Origin of the sequence: Azospirillum isscasi, assembly GCF_030849505.1 — a bacterium.
Taxonomy (GTDB): Bacteria; Pseudomonadota; Alphaproteobacteria; order Azospirillales; family Azospirillaceae; genus Azospirillum; species Azospirillum isscasi.
The window spans coordinates 1-16,809 of the sequence record NZ_JAUJFI010000127.1 but is presented as its reverse complement, the minus strand read 5'-3'; the positions used below and the strand labels follow the sequence as shown (position 1 = coordinate 16,809).

General features: G+C 67.9%; 13 protein-coding genes and 1 riboswitch. Of the genes, 7 read left to right on the top strand and 6 right to left on the bottom strand.

Going from position 1 to position 16,809, the window contains the following annotated elements:
• The 4 genes from QSG27_RS21115 to QSG27_RS21100 all read right to left on the bottom strand — a co-directional run.
• On the bottom strand, positions 1-327 hold a 327-nt coding region (locus tag QSG27_RS21115; RefSeq protein WP_306709585.1), incomplete at its 3' end, for an ATP-binding cassette domain-containing protein.
• A complete protein-coding gene (locus QSG27_RS21110; protein WP_306709584.1) occupies positions 327-1,334 on the bottom strand; it encodes a FecCD family ABC transporter permease in 1,008 nt (335 codons plus the stop codon). The genes QSG27_RS21115 and QSG27_RS21110, both read right to left, overlap by 1 nt.
• Positions 1,331-2,179, bottom strand: a complete 849-nt coding sequence (locus QSG27_RS21105) for an ABC transporter substrate-binding protein (RefSeq protein WP_306709581.1) — start codon at positions 2,177-2,179, stop codon at positions 1,331-1,333. The genes QSG27_RS21110 and QSG27_RS21105 overlap by 4 nt, the downstream gene beginning before the upstream one ends.
• Positions 2,176-4,092 (bottom strand): TonB-dependent receptor plug domain-containing protein, encoded by a 1,917-nt coding sequence (locus tag QSG27_RS21100; RefSeq protein WP_306709579.1) that lies wholly within the window; start codon positions 4,090-4,092, stop codon positions 2,176-2,178. The genes QSG27_RS21105 and QSG27_RS21100 overlap by 4 nt, the downstream gene beginning before the upstream one ends.
• Positions 4,093-4,207: 115 nt before the next feature.
• Positions 4,208-4,428, bottom strand: a riboswitch (cobalamin riboswitch).
• 608 nt (positions 4,429-5,036) lie between these two features.
• On the opposite strand from QSG27_RS21100, the gene QSG27_RS21095 reads away from it, so the two are divergent.
• Positions 5,037-6,083 (top strand): TerC family protein, encoded by a 1,047-nt coding sequence (locus tag QSG27_RS21095; protein WP_306709578.1) that lies wholly within the window; start codon positions 5,037-5,039, stop codon positions 6,081-6,083.
• Positions 6,084-6,155: 72 nt separating this feature from the next.
• Here the strand turns inward: QSG27_RS21095 and QSG27_RS21090 are convergent, their stop codons facing one another.
• Positions 6,156-7,379, bottom strand: coding sequence for an ABC transporter substrate-binding protein (locus QSG27_RS21090; protein WP_306709577.1), 1,224 nt, complete (start codon positions 7,377-7,379; stop codon positions 6,156-6,158).
• Between the two features lie 669 nt (positions 7,380-8,048).
• Here QSG27_RS21090 and QSG27_RS21085 point away from each other — a divergent pair.
• The 5 genes from QSG27_RS21085 (at position 8,049) to QSG27_RS21065 (ending at position 14,801) form a co-directional block, all read left to right on the top strand.
• Positions 8,049-11,195, top strand: a complete 3,147-nt coding sequence (locus tag QSG27_RS21085) for a carbohydrate-binding domain-containing protein (protein ID WP_306709576.1) — start codon at positions 8,049-8,051, stop codon at positions 11,193-11,195.
• An 87-nt stretch (positions 11,196-11,282) separates the two neighbouring features.
• Positions 11,283-11,792, top strand: coding sequence for a hypothetical protein (locus QSG27_RS21080; RefSeq protein ID WP_306709575.1), 510 nt, complete (start codon positions 11,283-11,285; stop codon positions 11,790-11,792).
• A 20-nt stretch (positions 11,793-11,812) separates the two neighbouring features.
• Entirely contained in the window at positions 11,813-12,592 is a 780-nt protein-coding gene (locus QSG27_RS21075; RefSeq protein ID WP_306709574.1) for a phytochelatin synthase family protein, read from the top strand.
• 230 nt (positions 12,593-12,822) lie between these two features.
• On the top strand, positions 12,823-13,134 hold the full coding sequence (locus QSG27_RS21070; protein ID WP_306709573.1) for a DUF485 domain-containing protein: 312 nt from the start codon (positions 12,823-12,825) through the stop codon (positions 13,132-13,134).
• Positions 13,131-14,801 (top strand): cation acetate symporter, encoded by a 1,671-nt coding sequence (locus QSG27_RS21065; RefSeq protein WP_306709572.1) that lies wholly within the window; start codon positions 13,131-13,133, stop codon positions 14,799-14,801. Before QSG27_RS21070 ends, QSG27_RS21065 begins: the two co-directional genes overlap by 4 nt.
• Before the next feature lie 57 nt (positions 14,802-14,858).
• Here the strand turns inward: QSG27_RS21065 and QSG27_RS21060 are convergent, their stop codons facing one another.
• A complete protein-coding gene (locus tag QSG27_RS21060) occupies positions 14,859-15,953 on the bottom strand; it encodes a TRAP transporter substrate-binding protein (RefSeq protein ID WP_306709571.1) in 1,095 nt (364 codons plus the stop codon).
• A 190-nt stretch (positions 15,954-16,143) separates the two neighbouring features.
• Between QSG27_RS21060 and QSG27_RS21055 the strand changes: the two genes are divergently transcribed.
• On the top strand, positions 16,144-16,659 hold the full coding sequence (locus QSG27_RS21055; RefSeq protein ID WP_306709570.1) for an OsmC family protein: 516 nt from the start codon (positions 16,144-16,146) through the stop codon (positions 16,657-16,659).
• Positions 16,660-16,809: the final 150 nt, after the last annotated feature.

Genomic DNA, 16,809 nt, shown 5'->3' with positions numbered 1-16,809 from the left:
GCCCATCGGGCCGCGGTGGGGCAGGCGGCCCAGCATCACCAGCGCTTCGGTCCGCAAGGGCCAATGCACCGGCCCGCTCTGCGGCAGATAGGCGATGCCGCGGGCCAGCGCCCGGCGCCCGGCCTGCGCGGCGGTCCGCCCGTCGAAGGTCACGCCGCCCGCCGCCGGTTCGGCCAGCCCGGCCAGGAGGCGCAGCAGGGTGGTCTTGCCGGCACCGTTGGGGCCGATCAGACCGGTGAAGGCGCCGGGCCCGACCGTCAGGGTCACGTCCTTGAGGATGGTCCGCCCGCCGGCTGCGGCGGCAAGGCCGTGGGTTTCGATGCGCATCACGCCTCCTCCCGGCGCAGCCGGGCGATCAGGACGATCAGGAAGGGCGCCCCGATCAGGGCGGTGACCACGCCCAGCTTCAGTTCGGGCCGCGTCGGAAGCAGCCGGACCGCGATGTCGGCGGCCAGGGTCAGCGACGCCCCGGCGAGGCCCGCCAGCAACAGCAGCCGTCCGGGCCGCGCCCCGGCCAGCGGGCGCATCAGGTGCGGCGCCACCAGCCCGACGAAGCCCACGGCTCCGGTTACCGACACGGCGCTGCCCACCGCCAGCGCCGCCCCGGCGATCAGCCGGACGCGCAGCGCCACCAGATCGAAGCCCAGGCTGCGCGCCGCGTCCTCGCCCAGCGTCAGCGCGTCGAGCGCGCGGGCGCCGGACAGGCAGAGCGCCCAGCCCGCCAGCATCGGCGGCAGGACGAGCCAGAGCTGGCCGGTGCCGCGGTCGGCCAGCGACCCCATCAGCCAGAACACGATCTCCAGCGCCGCGTAGGGGTTGGGGGCGAGGTTGAGGGCCAGAGCGGTCGCCGCCCCGGCAAGGCTGTTGATGGCGATGCCGCCGATGACCAGAACCGTCGTTCCGGCCCCCCGCGCCGCCATCAGGTTCAGCAGGACCGCCGCCGCCGCGGCCCCGGCCATGCCGCCCAGCGGCAGAGCCAGCGACGCCCCGGCGGACAAGCCGCCGTAGAAGACGATCACCGCCCCCAGGGCCGCCGAACTCGACACGCCGACCAGCCCCGGCTCGGCCAGCGGGTTGCGCAGCCAGCCCTGCATCGCCGCCCCGGTCAGGCCCAGGCTGAAGCCGACCAGCAGGCCCAGCAGGGCGCGCGGCAGGCGCAGTTCGGCGAGCACCAGCGCCGGCAGGGTGGGGCGCCCGGCCAGCAGATCGAACAGGGCGGCCCCCAAATCGAACGGCACATAGCCGACCGCCGCCGACACCCCGCAGAGCGCCAGCGCCAGAACCGTCAGCCCGGCGACCTGGGCCGGGTAGGGGATTCGGGTCTCCACGGTCATGGCAGGGCCTCCCGCGCGGCGGCCAGCCGCTCCGCCGCCTCGGCGATCTGCGGGCCGGGGCAGGTCCACAGGCGGGAGGGAATCGACACGCCACGCACCCGGCGCCCCAGCGCCGCCAGGGCGGGGTGGTCCAGCAGGGTACCGGCCAGCGAGGGCGGCGAATCGGGGGCGGCATCGACGATCAGCAGATCGGCGCCGCCCAGGACGATGGCCTCCAGCGGCAAGGCCCCCTGGCTGCCCAGCGGCAGGCGGTCGGCCCGGTTCTCCAGCCCGGCGCGGGCCAGGAGTTCATCGACCAGCGAGCCGGACCCGGCAACGAAGCCGTTGGGCCGCACCACCACCGCGGTCGGGCGCGGGCCCGGCGGCGCCGGGGGCAGGGCATCGAGGCGGGCGAGCAGACCGGCAATCAGCGCCTCCCCCCGGTCCGGCTCGCCGACGGCGCGGGCGAGGCCGCGGATCTGCTCCGCCACCCCCTCCACGGTCTGCGGAACGTCCAGCTCCAGAACCGGGGCGCCCAGCCGGGTCAGCAGACCGACCGCGACGCGCGTGGTGTAGCGTCCCGCGACGATCAGGTCGGGGCGCAGCGGCAGGATTTCCTCCGCCAGCCCGCGGTTGACCGGGATGCCCGCCGCCAGCGCCGCCACGGTGGAGCTGCGCGGGTCGCGCGCCAGCCACGTCACCGAGGCGATGCGCTCCGCCCCGACGAGCCGCAGCAGCAGCTCGTCGGCGCACAGGTTCAGGGAGACGATCCGCGCCGGCTTGCCGGGTGGCGCCTCCCACGCCGCCGCCGGCCCACCCGCGATCAGCAGGAGGGCGGCGGCCAGCCCGAAGCGGAGGGGCCTCACAGCGACAGCCGAAGCCCGAGATGCCCGGCCCGGCCCGGCGACCCGTAGGTCCAGACCTCCTGATACCGGCGGTCGAGCAGGTTCTCCACCCGCCCGAAGAGTTCGACCCCTTCGGACACCGCGTAGGACCCCGCCAGATTGACCAGCGTGTAGGGCGCCAGGGTCACGGCCTGCCGGTTGTAGAAGGGATCGTAGGCCCAGTCGGTGGACCGCCCGTTGTGGACGACGCCGAGGTTGGCGTTCGCCCGGTTCTCCAGGAAGCGGTAATTGACGTTCAGGCTGGCGAGCTGCCTGGGCCGGCGCACCAGCTCCGCCCCCGCGGAATCCTCCCCGTCCGTCCAGGTGTAGGAGCCGCGGACGACCAGCGACTCCAGCGGCTCCACCGACAGGCCAAGCTCGAAGCCGCGGATGCGGGATTCGCCCGGCATGTTGACGGAGGTCCGCCCGGTCCCGGTGATCAGGTCGCGGATGCGCTGGTCGAACCAGGTGCCGTCCACGGACGCCCGCCGACCCCACAAGCTCTGATCGAAGCCGGCGTCCCAGCCGCGCGCCCGTTCCGGCTTCAGGTCCGGGTTGCCGGCGTAGGTGGCGGTGTAGCCGTACAGCTCGAACAGGGTCGGATTCTTGACGCCCGTGCCGTAGGAGGCGCGCAGCTTCGTCCCGCTCTCTTCGACCCGATAGGCCGCGGTGGTGCGCCATGTGGTGGCGTCGCGGAACAGGTCGTTGCCGTCGTGGCGGACGCTGCCGGTCAGGGTCAGCCGGTCGAACAGCCCCAGCTTGTACTGCCCGACCAGCCCGGTGGAGCCGATGGAGCGGTCGAAGCTGGAATAGCCGCTGCGGCTGATCGCCTTGTCCTCCTCATGCTCCGCGGCGGCGGTCAGCACATGGTCGGCGGGGCCGCTCTTCAGCGTCAGGTTGGTCTGGTAATCGGCCTTGGTCTTGCGCCCGTCGTAACGCCCGGTCACCGTTCTGGCGGCGTCGCGGTAGTCGCGCTGCTGGCGGCCGTGGGTCAGGCCGGCGATGTGCTCCCACTTTCCGTCGAGGAGGGCAATCCGGCCTTGGAGGCGCCCGAAATACTGCGCCCCGGCGGTGCTGGTCCCGTCGTCGATGGCGCCGCGCCCGCCGGTGAAACCGTCGGTGTCGGTGCGGAAGCGGGTGTAGCGCCCGGTCACGGCGATCTCGCTGTGTTCGGTCGGACGGACGGCGGCGTTTCCGGCCAGCGTGCCGTTGCGGTGGCCGTCCGTCTCCGGATTGCCGAGCCGCTTGTCGGCGACGGACACGCCGTCGCTGGTGACGCCCTGGCCGCTGAGGAACAGGTCGTAGAGGTTGGTCCCGGTGCCGAAGGAGGCCCGTCCGCCGGCGGTGCCGAAGGACCCGCCCTCGATGGCGGCGCGGAGCTTGGGAGCGCCCGCGCCACGGCGGGTCACGATGTTGACGACGCCGCCGACCGCGTCGGAGCCGTAGAGCGCGCTTTGCGGGCCGCGCAGCACCTCGACGCGCTCCACGTCGCCGGCCAGCAGGTTGGCGAAGTCGTATTCGGAGCCGGAGGCCGGGTCGTTCACCTCGATTCCGTCGATCAGGACGAGCGTCTGGTTGCCCTCCGACCCGCGGACGCGGAGCTGGGTCAGGCTGCCCATGGGGCCGGTGCGGTTGACGGCGACGCCGGGCACCTCGCGCAGGGCGTCGGACAGGACGCGGGTCTGGCGCCGTTCCAACCCCTCATGGGTGAGAACGGTCAGGGCGCTGCCGGTCTCTTCGGCGGCGGTGGGGACGCGGTTGGCGGTCACCGAGACCGGCGGCAGCGTCGTGACGATGGCGGGGGATTCGGCGAAGGCCGAAGCGGGAAGGAAAAGCCCTCCCAGCACGGCGGCGAAGGACGCCGTCCGGTGAGGACGGCGAAGACGGGAACTCATTGGGACCTCGGGCGGGACGCCGGTGGCACGTCACCGCGAACGATGCCCCACCGGGATTCCATAGACGGATTCCCGGCCTGACGACCTTCGGTGCACCCCGCCCGAACGTGTTCGCGTGTGACCACGACTGACGGCAGGTCTCCTGGCTCGCGGGTTTTCGTCGTTCCGTCGCCTTCCCAGGATCGGTGATCCCAGTGGCATTCCGACGGACGACTCGCCGCTTACAGTTGCGGGGGCAGCCCCGGCGTAAGACCCTTGTGCGGCTTTTGCGCCGACTGGTCCGCACCGTGTTCCCATTTTCAGCCCTTTCGGGCAACCATCGGCTGTGAGGCTACGCGGGTGGAACGGCTCCGGTCAAGCCGCATTCCGCCGTCACGCCGAGATCGTGCTCCGGGGTTGTCTTGGGCGGTTGTCTTGGGCGGTTGCCTTGGGCCGTTGTCTTGAGCCACTGTCTTGGGCGTTTGCCGGTCCCCTCTTGCTGACGGGGTACGGCTCGACTATATTTTGCGTGAGGTCCGGGCCCCTCTGGCAGCGTCGCCCTGCGCTGTGATGTCGGACTTCCCATTGAGCCGTCGCTTTGGCGCGGCCTTGCGGAAGCCGGCCCCTTCCTTCCCCCCTGGGTCCCGCTCTCCCCGCAAGGTTTCCCGCCGGACGACGGCCCCCGACGGGCCTTTGGGAGACATCGGCATGGACCGCAAGAAGAACTCATCCTGACCGTGCGCCACGTCTCCACGGCGAACGATGGAGACGGCGCATCCTGACGCGCCGCGGCGGTGCCGTTTCGCGCGTGTTCCTCCTGGCCGCCGAACCCGCGGCCGCAATTCCAGTCCGGGCCCCTCTGGCCGTTGCGTCCCGCCGTGGCGCACCGGCGATGTCGGACTGCTCATGTGACGATCGATATCTCCGCTTGCGGGAGCGGAGTGCATGCAGCAAGGGACAGTTCCATGAACGAGATCGTCTTGATGTGGGCTGGCTTCGCCGCCTTCGTCGGCGTGCTTTTGGCCTTCGATCTTGGTGTGTTTTCCAAGAAATCCCATGTGATCTCCGGCCGCGAGGCGCTGATGCGCTGTGCGGCCTATTCGACGCTGGCCATGATTTTTGCCGGTGGCGTCTTTCATTTCCAGGGCTCCGAGAAGGGGCTGGAGTTCCTGACCGGCTACCTGATCGAATACAGCCTGAGCGTCGACAATATTTTCGTCATCGCCCTGATCTTCACGCATTTCGCGGTGCCGCCGCAGTACCAGCACCGGGTGTTGTTCTGGGGCATCCTGGGCGCGCTGGTGATGCGCGGCGTTCTGATCGTCGCGGGCACGGCGCTGATCCAGGAATTCCATTGGATCATCTACATCTTCGGCGCCTTCCTGGTGTTCAGCGGCATCAAGATGCTGATGTCGGTGGACGAAGAGCCGGACATGGAGAACAACCGGATCGTCAAGTTCGTCCGCTCCCGCTTCCGCATGACCGAGGGGTACGAAGGGCAGCAGTTCTTCGTGATGCGCGACGGCGTGCGGATGATGACGCCGCTGTTCCTGGTGCTGATCCTGATCGAGTTCACCGATCTGGTCTTCGCCGTGGACTCGATCCCGGCGGTCTTCTCGGTGACCACCGATCCGTTCATCGTCTGGACTTCCAACGTCTTCGCGATCCTGGGTCTGCGCGCCCTCTACTTCGCGCTGGCCTCGATCATCCACCGCTTCCATTACCTGAAGTACGGCCTGTCGCTGGTGCTGGTTGTGGTCGGCGCCAAGATGCTGATGATCGACATCTACAAGATGCCGACGGCGGTGGCGCTGGGCATCACGGCCCTGCTGGTCGGCGGTTCCATCGTCTTCTCGATGCTGAAGACCCGCGCCGAAGCGGCGCCGGGTGAGGCTGAGGCCGAAGCGCGCCGCTGGTGGATGCCCGGCAGCCCGGCAAAGGGCACCGGCGACTCCACGGCGTCTTCCTCCAGCGAGTCGGTGGCCGTTTCCTCGGACGGCAAGGGCCAGTAAGGCACGGCCCGTGGCGCACCCGATTCATTGGATCGGGCGCGCCACGCCGTGATCAGAGGAACTTGTCAGTGATTACTTCTTGACCAGCGAGCACTGGCTTTCGGCGATGGGGAGGAAGGCTTCCTCCGCCGGGATGGTCCGGACGATCTTGTAATAGTCCCACGACCCCTTCGATTCCTGCGGGGTCTTCACCTGGGCCAGATACATGTCGTGCACCATGCGGCCGTCCTCGCGGATGCGGCCATTGCGGGCGAAGAAGTCCTCGACCTTCGTGTCCTTCATCTTGGCGACCACCTTGTCGGTGTCATCGGTGCCCGTGGCCTCGACCGCCTTGAAGTAGTGCATCAGCGAGGAGTAGACCCCGGCCTGGACCATGCTGGGCATCTTGCCGGTCTTGGCGTGGAAGCGCTTCGACCACTCGCGGGTCTTCTCGTCCATGTCCCAGTAGAAGCCGGTGGTCAGGTTCAGGCCCTTGGCCGTCTCAAGACCCAGCGAGTGGATATCGGTGATGAAGACCAGGAGGCCCGCCAGCTTCTGGCCGCTCTGGACGATGCCGAACTCGTTGGCGGCCTTGATGGCGTTGATGGTGTCGGCACCGGCGTTGGCGAGCCCGATCACCTCCGCCTTCGAAGCCTGGGCCTGGAGCAGGAAGGAGGAGAAGTCGTTGGCCGGGAACGGGTGCTTGACCGCGCCCAGCACCTTGCCGCCGGCCGACTTGACGACCTTGCTGACGTCGTCCTGCAGGTTCTGGCCGAAGGCATAGTCGGCGGTCAGGAAGAACCAGCTCTTGCCGCCCTCCTCCACCATGGCGCGGCCGGTGCCGATGGCCATGGCGTAGGTGTCGTAGGTCCAGTGAATGCCGCCCTTGAAGCAGTCCTGGTTGGTGATCCGCGACGAGGCGGTGCCGGAGATCAGGCTGATCTTGTTGTTGGCCTTCGCGATCTCGTTCACGGCCAGGGCCACGGAGGTCGTGACCAGTTCCGCAAAGACGTCCACCTTTTCGACGTCCACCCATTCGCGCGCCTTGTTGGCGGAGATGTCGGCCTTGTTCTGATGGTCGGCGGTCAGCAGGACGATGGGCTTGCCGGCGGCCTTTCCGCCGAAATCCTCGATCGCCATCTGGGCCGCGGCGACCGCACCGGCGCCGGCGAGGTCGGAGTAGGTGCCGGACATGTCGGTCAGCAGACCGATCTTCACCACGTCGTCGGAAACCTGGGCTTGAGCGGTCCCGGCGGCCATGCCGGCCGACAGGGCGCAGGCAGCAATACCGTAGGCGAGCGACGTAAGAAAACGCATGGACGTTACCTCCTGATGTTTGTGCTGGTGGTTTCTTGGTGGTTTTCGCGAGAGGCTAAAGGCACCCCCGGGTTTCCACAATCAGCCATAGGTCAGCGTCTTGCAAATAAGATCGACAGGTCAAGACGATCGCGTTCCCGGTCGCTGTCTGCGCGACGCGGACGGGGTTCGGGCGTCCGAAATCGGGCATGCGGCTGAGGATTTCGACGGCGACCGCAATTCGGCAGCCCGCGTCCCATCGGTGTGAGAGCGCAGGGCGTGCCCGATCGCCCGCTTGGAGCGCCCGATTGAGTGTGAATCGGCGTGGGCTTCTGACGCAGGACGGCGCGGGAGCGCGTTGACAATGTTGGGAACCAATGGGGCCATCCGCCCATGTCGGTCCGGGAGATCTCTTGCGTCCTCGTCTGTGAAAGGGAGAAGCAGACGACGAAGGAAGCGGCGCCGAGGGGGTAGAGCCAAGCCCAAGCTGGGCCAGGAGCAAGCATTTTTGTCGATGTGTAGACTTTCTTGTCAATGTGCAAACATTTTTGTCCGACTACAAATGGCCAAAGATTGTCACAGGAATTCATTTATTTAACATAATATTAACCAACATTTTTATTTTTCCGTTAAGCACGACACCTCAACCTCTGGGCTAAGACGATGGTCTAGAGTTCTATGAGGTCCGAGATGGCTGCCGATACTACCGAACTGATGGACGTCACCTTTACGGTGAACGCCTGGGGCGCTCCCGCAGGCGGAAAGTGGCCACATTTCGTGCTGCGGCTGGATGGGGTGGAGATCGGGCAGGCGACCGTCGCGTCGGCGTCGCTGGGCCGCTACAGCTTCACCGCCCGCGTTCCGACCGATCAGGCCCACAAGCTTCAACTCCAGTACGACAACGACGGCTCGGTGAACGGGGAGGACCGCAACCTCTTCGTCAAGTCGTTCGAGGTGAACGGAAAACCGATCCTCAGCATCGACCCGCTGGTGACCTACGACACCGGCGACATCGACGGGAAGAACGTCATCGCCGGGCAGACGGAGATGTACTGGCGCGGGGCGCTGAACGTCGACCTGCCCAAGACCATGTTCGCCAGCGCGCAGGAACCGGAGCCGGAAGCGCCGGCCACCATGACGACCGAGATCGTCGTGAAGGCCTGGGGCGCCGCCGCCAACGGCACGCCGCCGCATTTCAAGCTGCTGGTGGACGACAAGGTGGTCGGCGACGCCTGGGTCGGCGCGACCGGCCCGACCGGCTACACCTTCAAGGTCGATGTGGACCCCAAAGAGGCCCACAAGATCCAGATCCATTACGACAACGACGCCACCGTCAACGGCCAGGACCGCAACCTGTTCGTCCAGGGCATCACCATCGACGGGCAGGAGATCAAGGCGACCGACCCGCTGGCCTCCTACGACAAGGGGCCGGTGGACGGCAAATTCGTGGTTGCCGGGCAGGAAGGGCTCTATTGGGGCGGCGCCCTGACCTTCGGCGTGCCGGAGGAGTATTTCGGCGGCCCCTACGTCCCGCCGCCCCCGCCGCCGCCGCCGGCCAAGCTGACGCCGACGGACATCGTCGTCACCGCCTGGGGCCAGTCCGCCGGCGGGGTGGCGCCGCACTTCAAGGTGCTGGTGGACGGCAAGGTCATCGGCGAGGGCCGCGCGACCTCCAGCGACCCGCAGCCCTTCACCTTCACGGTCGATCTGGACGCCAAGGAAGCCCACAAGATCCAGATCCACTACGACAACGATTCCGTGGTGAACGGGCAGGACCGCAACCTGTTCGTCAAGTCGGTGTCCATCAACGGCCACACCGTCGCGGCGACCGACCCCATCGTCACCTATGACAAGGGGGCGGTGGACGGGAAGGACGTGGTGAAGGGGCAGGAAGGGCTGTACTGGGGCGGCGCGCTGAACGTGAACGCCCCGGCGGAGCTGTTCCAGCCGGCGTCCGAACCGCCCCCGGCCCCGCCGAGCGGTCCGGCCTTCTACGTGGCGGCCAACGGCAAGGACACATGGTCCGGCAAGCTGTCCGCGCCGAACGCCGAGGGCACCGACGGCCCCTTCGCCTCGCTGGAGCGCGCCCGCGACGCCATGCGGGACAGCGACGTCGACACCACCTATGTGCGCGAGGGCACCTACCGCCTGACCAAGACGCTGGAACTGACCGCCGCCGACAGCGGCCACAGCTTCCGCAACTATCCCGGCGAGACGCCGGTGCTGAACGGGGCGGAGAAGGTCACGAACGTCGTCAGCGAGGGCAACGGCCTCTATTCGGCCAAGCTGTCGCAGGCCACCGACCTCGACCTGACCATCGGCGGCGTGCGCCAGACGCTGGCCAGCAAGGGCATCGTCGATGCCGGCAACCCCTACACCACCGGCTGGTACTTCGCCGACGCGGCCAGCGGCGGCCCCAGCGGCTGGTCGGTGCGCTACCACACCGGCGACATGTCCACCGGCGACATCATCCCCGGCATGAAAATCCAGTTGATGGACGCCGAACGGCTGTCCGACACGCTGACCGAGATCGCCGGGGTCAACGCGGCCACCCGCACCATCACGCTGAAGAACGGCACCTCGCTGCCCTTCGCCGAGGGCACGACCTACAAGCTGCTGAACAACCCGGCCTTCGTCGATCAGGCGGGCGAGTTCGCGTGGCGCGCGTCGGACGGGCATGTGGTGTTCAAGCCGGCGAACCCCGCCACCCTGGTGCAGGACGGCGTGGAGGTCGCCCGGCTGGGCACGCTGATCCGCCTGACCGGCAGCAGCGACGTGACCATCGAAGGGCTGGGCTTCACCAACACCACCACCTGGGGCTACGCGGTGGAGCTGAAGGGAGCGTCCGGCAACAGCATCGGCAACAACAGCTTCCTCAACGTCGGCACGGCGATCAAGCTGACGGCGGCCTCCTCCAACAACCTGGTCGGCGGAAACACGCTGGACCATCTGGCCGTCAACGGCATCGAGCTGGACGGGCGCAGCAACGGAAACACCATCTACGCCAACGACATCGCCCATGTCGGCGAAGTGCGCAAGGGCGTGGCCGGCATCATCGGCACCGGAGTGGACAACAATCTGATCGCCCACAACGACGTGGACTCCAGCGCACGTTACGGCATCTCGCTGAAGAACTGGGACTCCAGCAACATCAACCGCAACAACGTCATCGAGTACAACCGCGTCACCAACACCAACCTGGAGACGGCGGACGGCGGCGGCATCGAGGTGCTGGGCCGGTCCAGCGTCGACACCGGCACCATCATCCGCGGCAACTGGGTGGAGCATGTCGGCGGGCTGGCGACCAGCAACACCGACCAGTGGCTCACCAACCACAAGGGCTTCGGAATCTATCTGGACGACATGGCCGGCGGCGTCACGGTGACCGGCAATTTCCTGAAGGACACCGGGCTGGCCGGGGTGCACATCCACGGCGGCGACAACAACCTCGTCACCAACAACTTCTCGGTCATCGCCAGCAACGCCGAGGAGTTCATCCGCGTCGGCTGGGCGCCCAAGCACGGCGACCCTGGCCTGCCGCGCAACAACACCATCACCGGCAACCTTGTCAGCGGCACCCTGCCGCTGGACGACTACATGGAGTTGCTGACCGCCGGGAATCCGGTGATCGACGGCAACCTCGTCTACAACGTGCCCCGCTACGGCGACAACGACGTGACGGGCAAGCCGCTGTTCAACAACCCCTATTACGGCGACTACTCGTTGCAGGCGAACTCTCCGGCCCTGGCCATGGGCATCCATGACCTGGACTGGGCGATGATCGGCCACAGCGGCTACACGGCGTCGAGCGGCATGCCGCATTTCTGGGACGCCTGATCCCCGACCCCCGGTCGATTGGGGATCAAAGGCGGGCGGAGCGGCGTTCTTCCGGGACATCATGCCCTGGGGAAGGAGGCTCCGCCCGTGTTCCCGCATCCGCAAGCCTTGCGGCGGTCCGCCGCGGTCCTTCTGCTCGCCGCGGCGGGGCTGGCGGGCTGTGCCGATCCCCGCGCCGATCTGGCGCTGGCCGCACAGGGCGCGCTGGTCGGCATGCCCAAAGGGACGCTTCTGGCCTGTGCCGGGGTGCCGCACCGGCAGGCCGCCAGCGGCGGTCTGGAGTTCTTCACCTATCAGGCGGGGAGCATCGACTACTACGCGCCGCCGCCACCGCCGGTGGGCTACGGGTGGGGGTATCCGTGGGGCTATCCGGGCTGGCGCCATCGCGGGCTCGACTACGACCCTTGGGACTACTATCCTCCGCGCTCGGGCGACGTGGTGGACAACCGGTGCGAGGCGACGTTCACTCTGAGGAACGCGGCCGTGGAACGGCTGGTCTACCGGGCGTCGTCGCAGGGCGCCTGCGCCGCGATCGTGCAGAACTGCATGGCCCTCGTGCCGCAGAGCGTTCCGCCAAGGCCCACCCCGTCAGGATAGAGCCGGCAGAGGCATTCACCGTGATCACACCGACGAAAACTCCGTTCCGGTCCGCGCTGCTGGCCCTGTGCGCCCTCACGCTGCTGGCGGGGCAGCCCGCCGGGGCGCAGGACGCGCAAAGCGAGACGAAGCCGAAGTTCGGGCCGGACGCCGTGCCGATGACCCAGGACCGTGACTACCTGCGCAAGGCCGGGGCGCCGGACTTCTGGGCGCTGATGCCCTACTACACGGCCCAGCAGACGGGCAGCGCCTGTTCGGTCGCCAGCGTGGCGATGATGATCAACGCGCTGCGCGGCCTGCCGCCGCTGTCGTCCAACCGGCTGGTCACCCAGATCCGGGTGCTGAACGAGGTGGACGACGACGGCTGGAAGGCCGCCGCCGCGGAGAACGGGGAGGGCGTGTCCTTCGGCGACTTCGCCGGGCTGGTCCGGAAGTCGGTGGACGCCTTCGGCCTGGACGCCACGGTGGAGGTCTTCCGGCCGAAGGACACCTCGCCGGAAACGCTGGCGGAACTGCGGCGCATCCTGGACGACAACGAGCAGGACGACTCCGACATCATCCTGCTGGCCTACGACCAGGGCACGCTGACCGGCGATGCCACGGTGGGGCACATCGCGCCGCTCGGCGCCTACGACGCGGAAACCCACCGGGTGCTGGTCATGGACGTGGACCGGCTGTGGTACGTGCCCTACTGGTCCAGCGACGAGAAGCTGCTGGAGGCGATGGTGAAGCCCGACCGGTCCGACCCCACCGGCAGCGGCCTGATCCACGTCCGGCTGAAGGCGCGGACGGCGGGATAACAGGCTTGACTCATGTTGCGGCGCAGCGCGACCTGTTGTCGCATTTCGGCCCTGCATTTCAACCACCATCCGGCTAATGTTTAACCGGATACCGGTTAATAAAGAGCGGTTTTTAGCGAATCTTTCGCCATTACCCTGTGGCAGCAATTTAATTTCGCTTCATGCTGCTATGCACCAAGAGTATTGCTGCGATGCGCAATGCCTGGGTTCCAAGAAAAGCGATAAAAAACATGTCAGACGAGATTTACGAGCGGGTGCTGTCAAACCCGAAGTTCGCCGAAATGACGGCGAGCCGCGCACGCTTCAGCTGGCGGCTGGCGCTGATCGTCCTGGCGGTCTATTACGCCTTCGTGTTCGCTTCGGCGCTGGCGCCCGAGCTGCTGGCCCGCCCGCTGGCCGAGGGCATGACCTTCCCGGTCGGGCTGGCCGCCGGCATCGTCATCACCGTCTTCTGCTCGCTGATGACCGGCGTCTACGTGCTGCGCGCCAACGGCCGCTATGACGCGATGAACCGCGACCTGCTGGAAGAGGTGGGCCGATGAGCGCCGCGCGTCTTCTCGCTTCCGCCTCCGCCGCGCTGCTGCCGGCACTGGCGGCCGGGTCCGCTTTCGCCGCCGCCATCGACGGCGCGGTGGAGCGCCAGCCGGTCAACGTGACGGCCATCGCCATGTTCCTGCTGTTCGTCGCCGGAACGCTGGGCATCACCTACTGGGCGTCCAAGCGCACCCGTTCGGCGTCGGACTTCTACACCGCCGGCGGCGGGATCAGCGGCTTCCAGAACGGGCTGGCCATCGCGGGCGATTACATGTCGGCGGCGGCCTTCCTCGGCCTGTCGGGCATGGTCTTCGCCAAGGGCTTCGACGGGGTTATCTACACCATCGGCTTCCTGGTCGGCTGGCCGCTGATGCTGTTCCTGATCGCCGAGCGCCTGCGCAACCTGGGCCGCTTCACCTTCGCCGACGTGGCGTCCTACCGGCTGGGCCAGACGCCGATCCGGTCGCTGGCCGCGGTCGGGTCGCTGACCGTGGTCTGCTTCTACCTGATCGCGCAGATGGTCGGTGCGGGCAAGCTGATCCAGCTCCTGTTCGGCCTGGAATACACCTACGCCGTGGTGATGGTCGGTGTGCTGATGATCATGTACGTGACCTTCGGCGGCATGCTGGCGACCACCTGGGTGCAGATCATCAAGGCGGTGATGCTGCTGGGCGGCTGCACCGTGCTGGTCGGGCTGGCCCTGGCGCAGTTCGGCTTCAACCCGGAACGGCTGCTCCAGCAGGCCGTGTCCGCCCACGCCGCCCACGCCGCCATCCTGCGGCCCAGCGCCGCGATGACCGATCCCATCGCCGCGGTGTCGCTCAGCCTCGCGCTGATGTGCGGTCCGGCGGGCCTGCCGCACATCCTGATGCGCTTCTTCACCGTTCCGGACGCGAGGGAAGCCCGCAAGTCGGTCGTCTACGCCACCGGCTTCATCGGCTACTTCTTCATCCTGACGGTGACCATCGGCTTCCTGGCGATCGTGATCGTCGGCACCAACCCGGAGTATCTGGACGCGGCGGGCAAGATCCTGGGCGGCGGCAACATGGCGGCCATCCACCTGTCCAAGGCCATCGGCGGCAACATCTTCCTGGGCTTCATCTCGGCGGTCGCCTTCGCCACCATCCTGGCGGTGGTCGCGGGCCTGACGCTGGCCGGAGCGTCGGCGGTCAGCCACGACCTCTACGCCCGCGTCATCAAGAAGGGCAACGCCACCGAGGCGTCGGAGATGCGCGTGTCGCGCCTCGCCACGCTGGCTCTGGGCGTCATCGCCATCACGCTGGGCCTGCTGTTCGAGAACCAGAACATCGCCTTCATGGTCGGTCTGGCCTTCGGTCTGGCGGCCTCGGTGAACTTCCCGGTGCTGATCCTGTCGATCTTCTGGAAGGGCCTGACCACGCGCGGCGCCTTCATCGGCGGCTTCGCCGGCCTGGTGAGCTGCGTCGCCTTCGTGGTGCTGGGGCCGACCGTGTGGGTCAGCGTCTTCAAGTTCCCGGCGGCGATCTTCCCCTACGAGCATCCGGCGCTGTTCTCGATGGTCATCGCCTTCGTGATGACCTGGCTCTTCTCCGTCACCGACCGCAGCGCGCGGGCGGCGGCCGAGGCGAAGGCCTACGAGTACCAGTACATCCGGTCGGAAACCGGCCTGGGTGCGGCGGGCGCGGTCTCGCACTGACCTGTCGGGGAAAGCGGCCCCTCTCCGCCGTCCGGGCGGGGAGGGGCCGTTCCTTTTTCAGCGGCGCTGCGCCGACTGAGCGTAGACGTAGGAATCGAAGGTGTTCTCGGCGACGCGGAACCACAGCCGCTCCTCGTCGCGGAAGGGCTTCCACGCCTCGTAGACCTTCCTGAAGCGCGGGTTCTTGGCCGACAGCTCGTCGTACAGCTCGTTGGCGATCTTCTCGCAGGCCATCATGACCTCGCGCGGGAAGGCGCGGAGCTGGGCGCCGCCGGCCACCAGACGCTTCAGCGCCGCGGCGTTGACCGCGTCGTACTTGGCGATCATCCAGGTGTTGGCTTCCCAGCAGGCCTGCTCCAGGATCGTCCTGTAGGATTCCGGAAGCTGCTCCCACGCGGTGATGTTGATCATCAGCGGGATCTGGGCGGAGCCTTCCCACCAACCCGGCGAGTAGTAGTATTTGGCGACCTTGTGGAAGCCCAGCTTCTCGTCGTCGTAGGGGCCGACGAACTCCGCCGCGTCGATGGTGCCGCGCTCCAGCGCCGGATAGATGTCGCCGCCGCCGATCTGCTGCGGGACGAGGCCCAGCTTGCCCATGATCTGCCCGGCCAGCCCGCCGACCCGCATCTTGAGGCCGCTCAGATCCTCCACCGTCTTGATTTCCTTGCGGAACCAGCCGCCCATCTGGGCTGTCGTGTTGCCGGCGGGGATGTTGTAGATGTTGTGGTCGCGGAACAGCTCGCGCATCAGCTCCAGCCCGCCGCCGTGCATCATCCAGGCGATGTGCTGGCGCGTGTTCAGGCCGAAGGGCATGGCCGTGTCGAAGCAGAAGGTCGGGTCCTTGCCGATGTAGAAATAGGCGGCGGACTGGCCGCACTCGACGGTGCCGTTCTGCACCGCGTCCAGCACCTGGAGCGCCGGAACGATCTCGCCCGCCGCGAAGGTGCGGATCTGGAACTTGTTGTCGGTGGCGGCGGCGACCCGGCGGGCGATCAGCTCCGCCCCGCCGAAGATGGTGTCGAGGCTCTTCGGGTAGCTCGACGCCAGGCGCCACTTGATCTCGGGCTGGCTCTGCGCGATGGCCGGAGCGGCGACGACGGTGCTGGCGGCCAGGCCGGCGCCGGCGCCGGCGAGAAAGGCGCGACGTTTCATGGCGGGGGACTCTCCCTTCCCATTCATTATGTTTATGCCGCCGGTCTTAGCCGAAAACGTCCAGCCGGGCCAGTGGCCCTCGCCGCGGGCCAGGGCTTCGCATTGGGCATTGCCGCGGACGGTCGCGCCGGTCCATCATCCGTCCGTCGCACAATAACGATCCTGAACCGCGAAGAGGAAACGCACGGGTATGGACGCACAGGACCTGCGCGCGCTCCAGGCGCCGCTGAAGGACAAGTACAAGGAAGCCCCCGACTCGGCGGTGGTCACGCTGAAGGCCCGCGGCGCGCTGGACGACGGCGGCATCGCCTGCAAGGTGGAGACGGGCCGCGCGCTGGTGGAGGCCGGTCTTCATCCGGCGACCGGCGGGCCGGGCACGCAAGCCTGCTCGGGCGACATGCTGCTGGAGGCCCTGGTGGCCTGTGCCGGGGTGACGCTGAAGGCGGTCGCCACGGCGCTGGAGTTCAAGCTGCGCGGCGGCACCGTGTCGGCGGAGGGCGATCTGGATTTCCGCGGCACGCTGGGCGTTGCGAAGGACGCGCCGGTCGGCTTCCGCGCCATCCGCCTGCGCTTCGACCTGGACACCGACGAACCGCCGGAGCGCATCGCCAGCCTGACCAAGCTGACCGAGCGCTACTGCGTCGTCTATCAGACGCTGGCGAGCCCGCCGCCGATGTCGCTCGTCATCGAGACGGGGCAGGGGTGACGGCCGGCCCCGGGTGATCAGGGCACGGGAAGACCTCGGCCCCCACCCTAAAGCGAACGTCGGTTCGCTTTAGTGGTGCATCCGCTAAATGAGGGCGACGTTTGGGAGGGCGGCGACGCCGAAGCGTTTTGTCGTCCGGTGGCGCCGTCG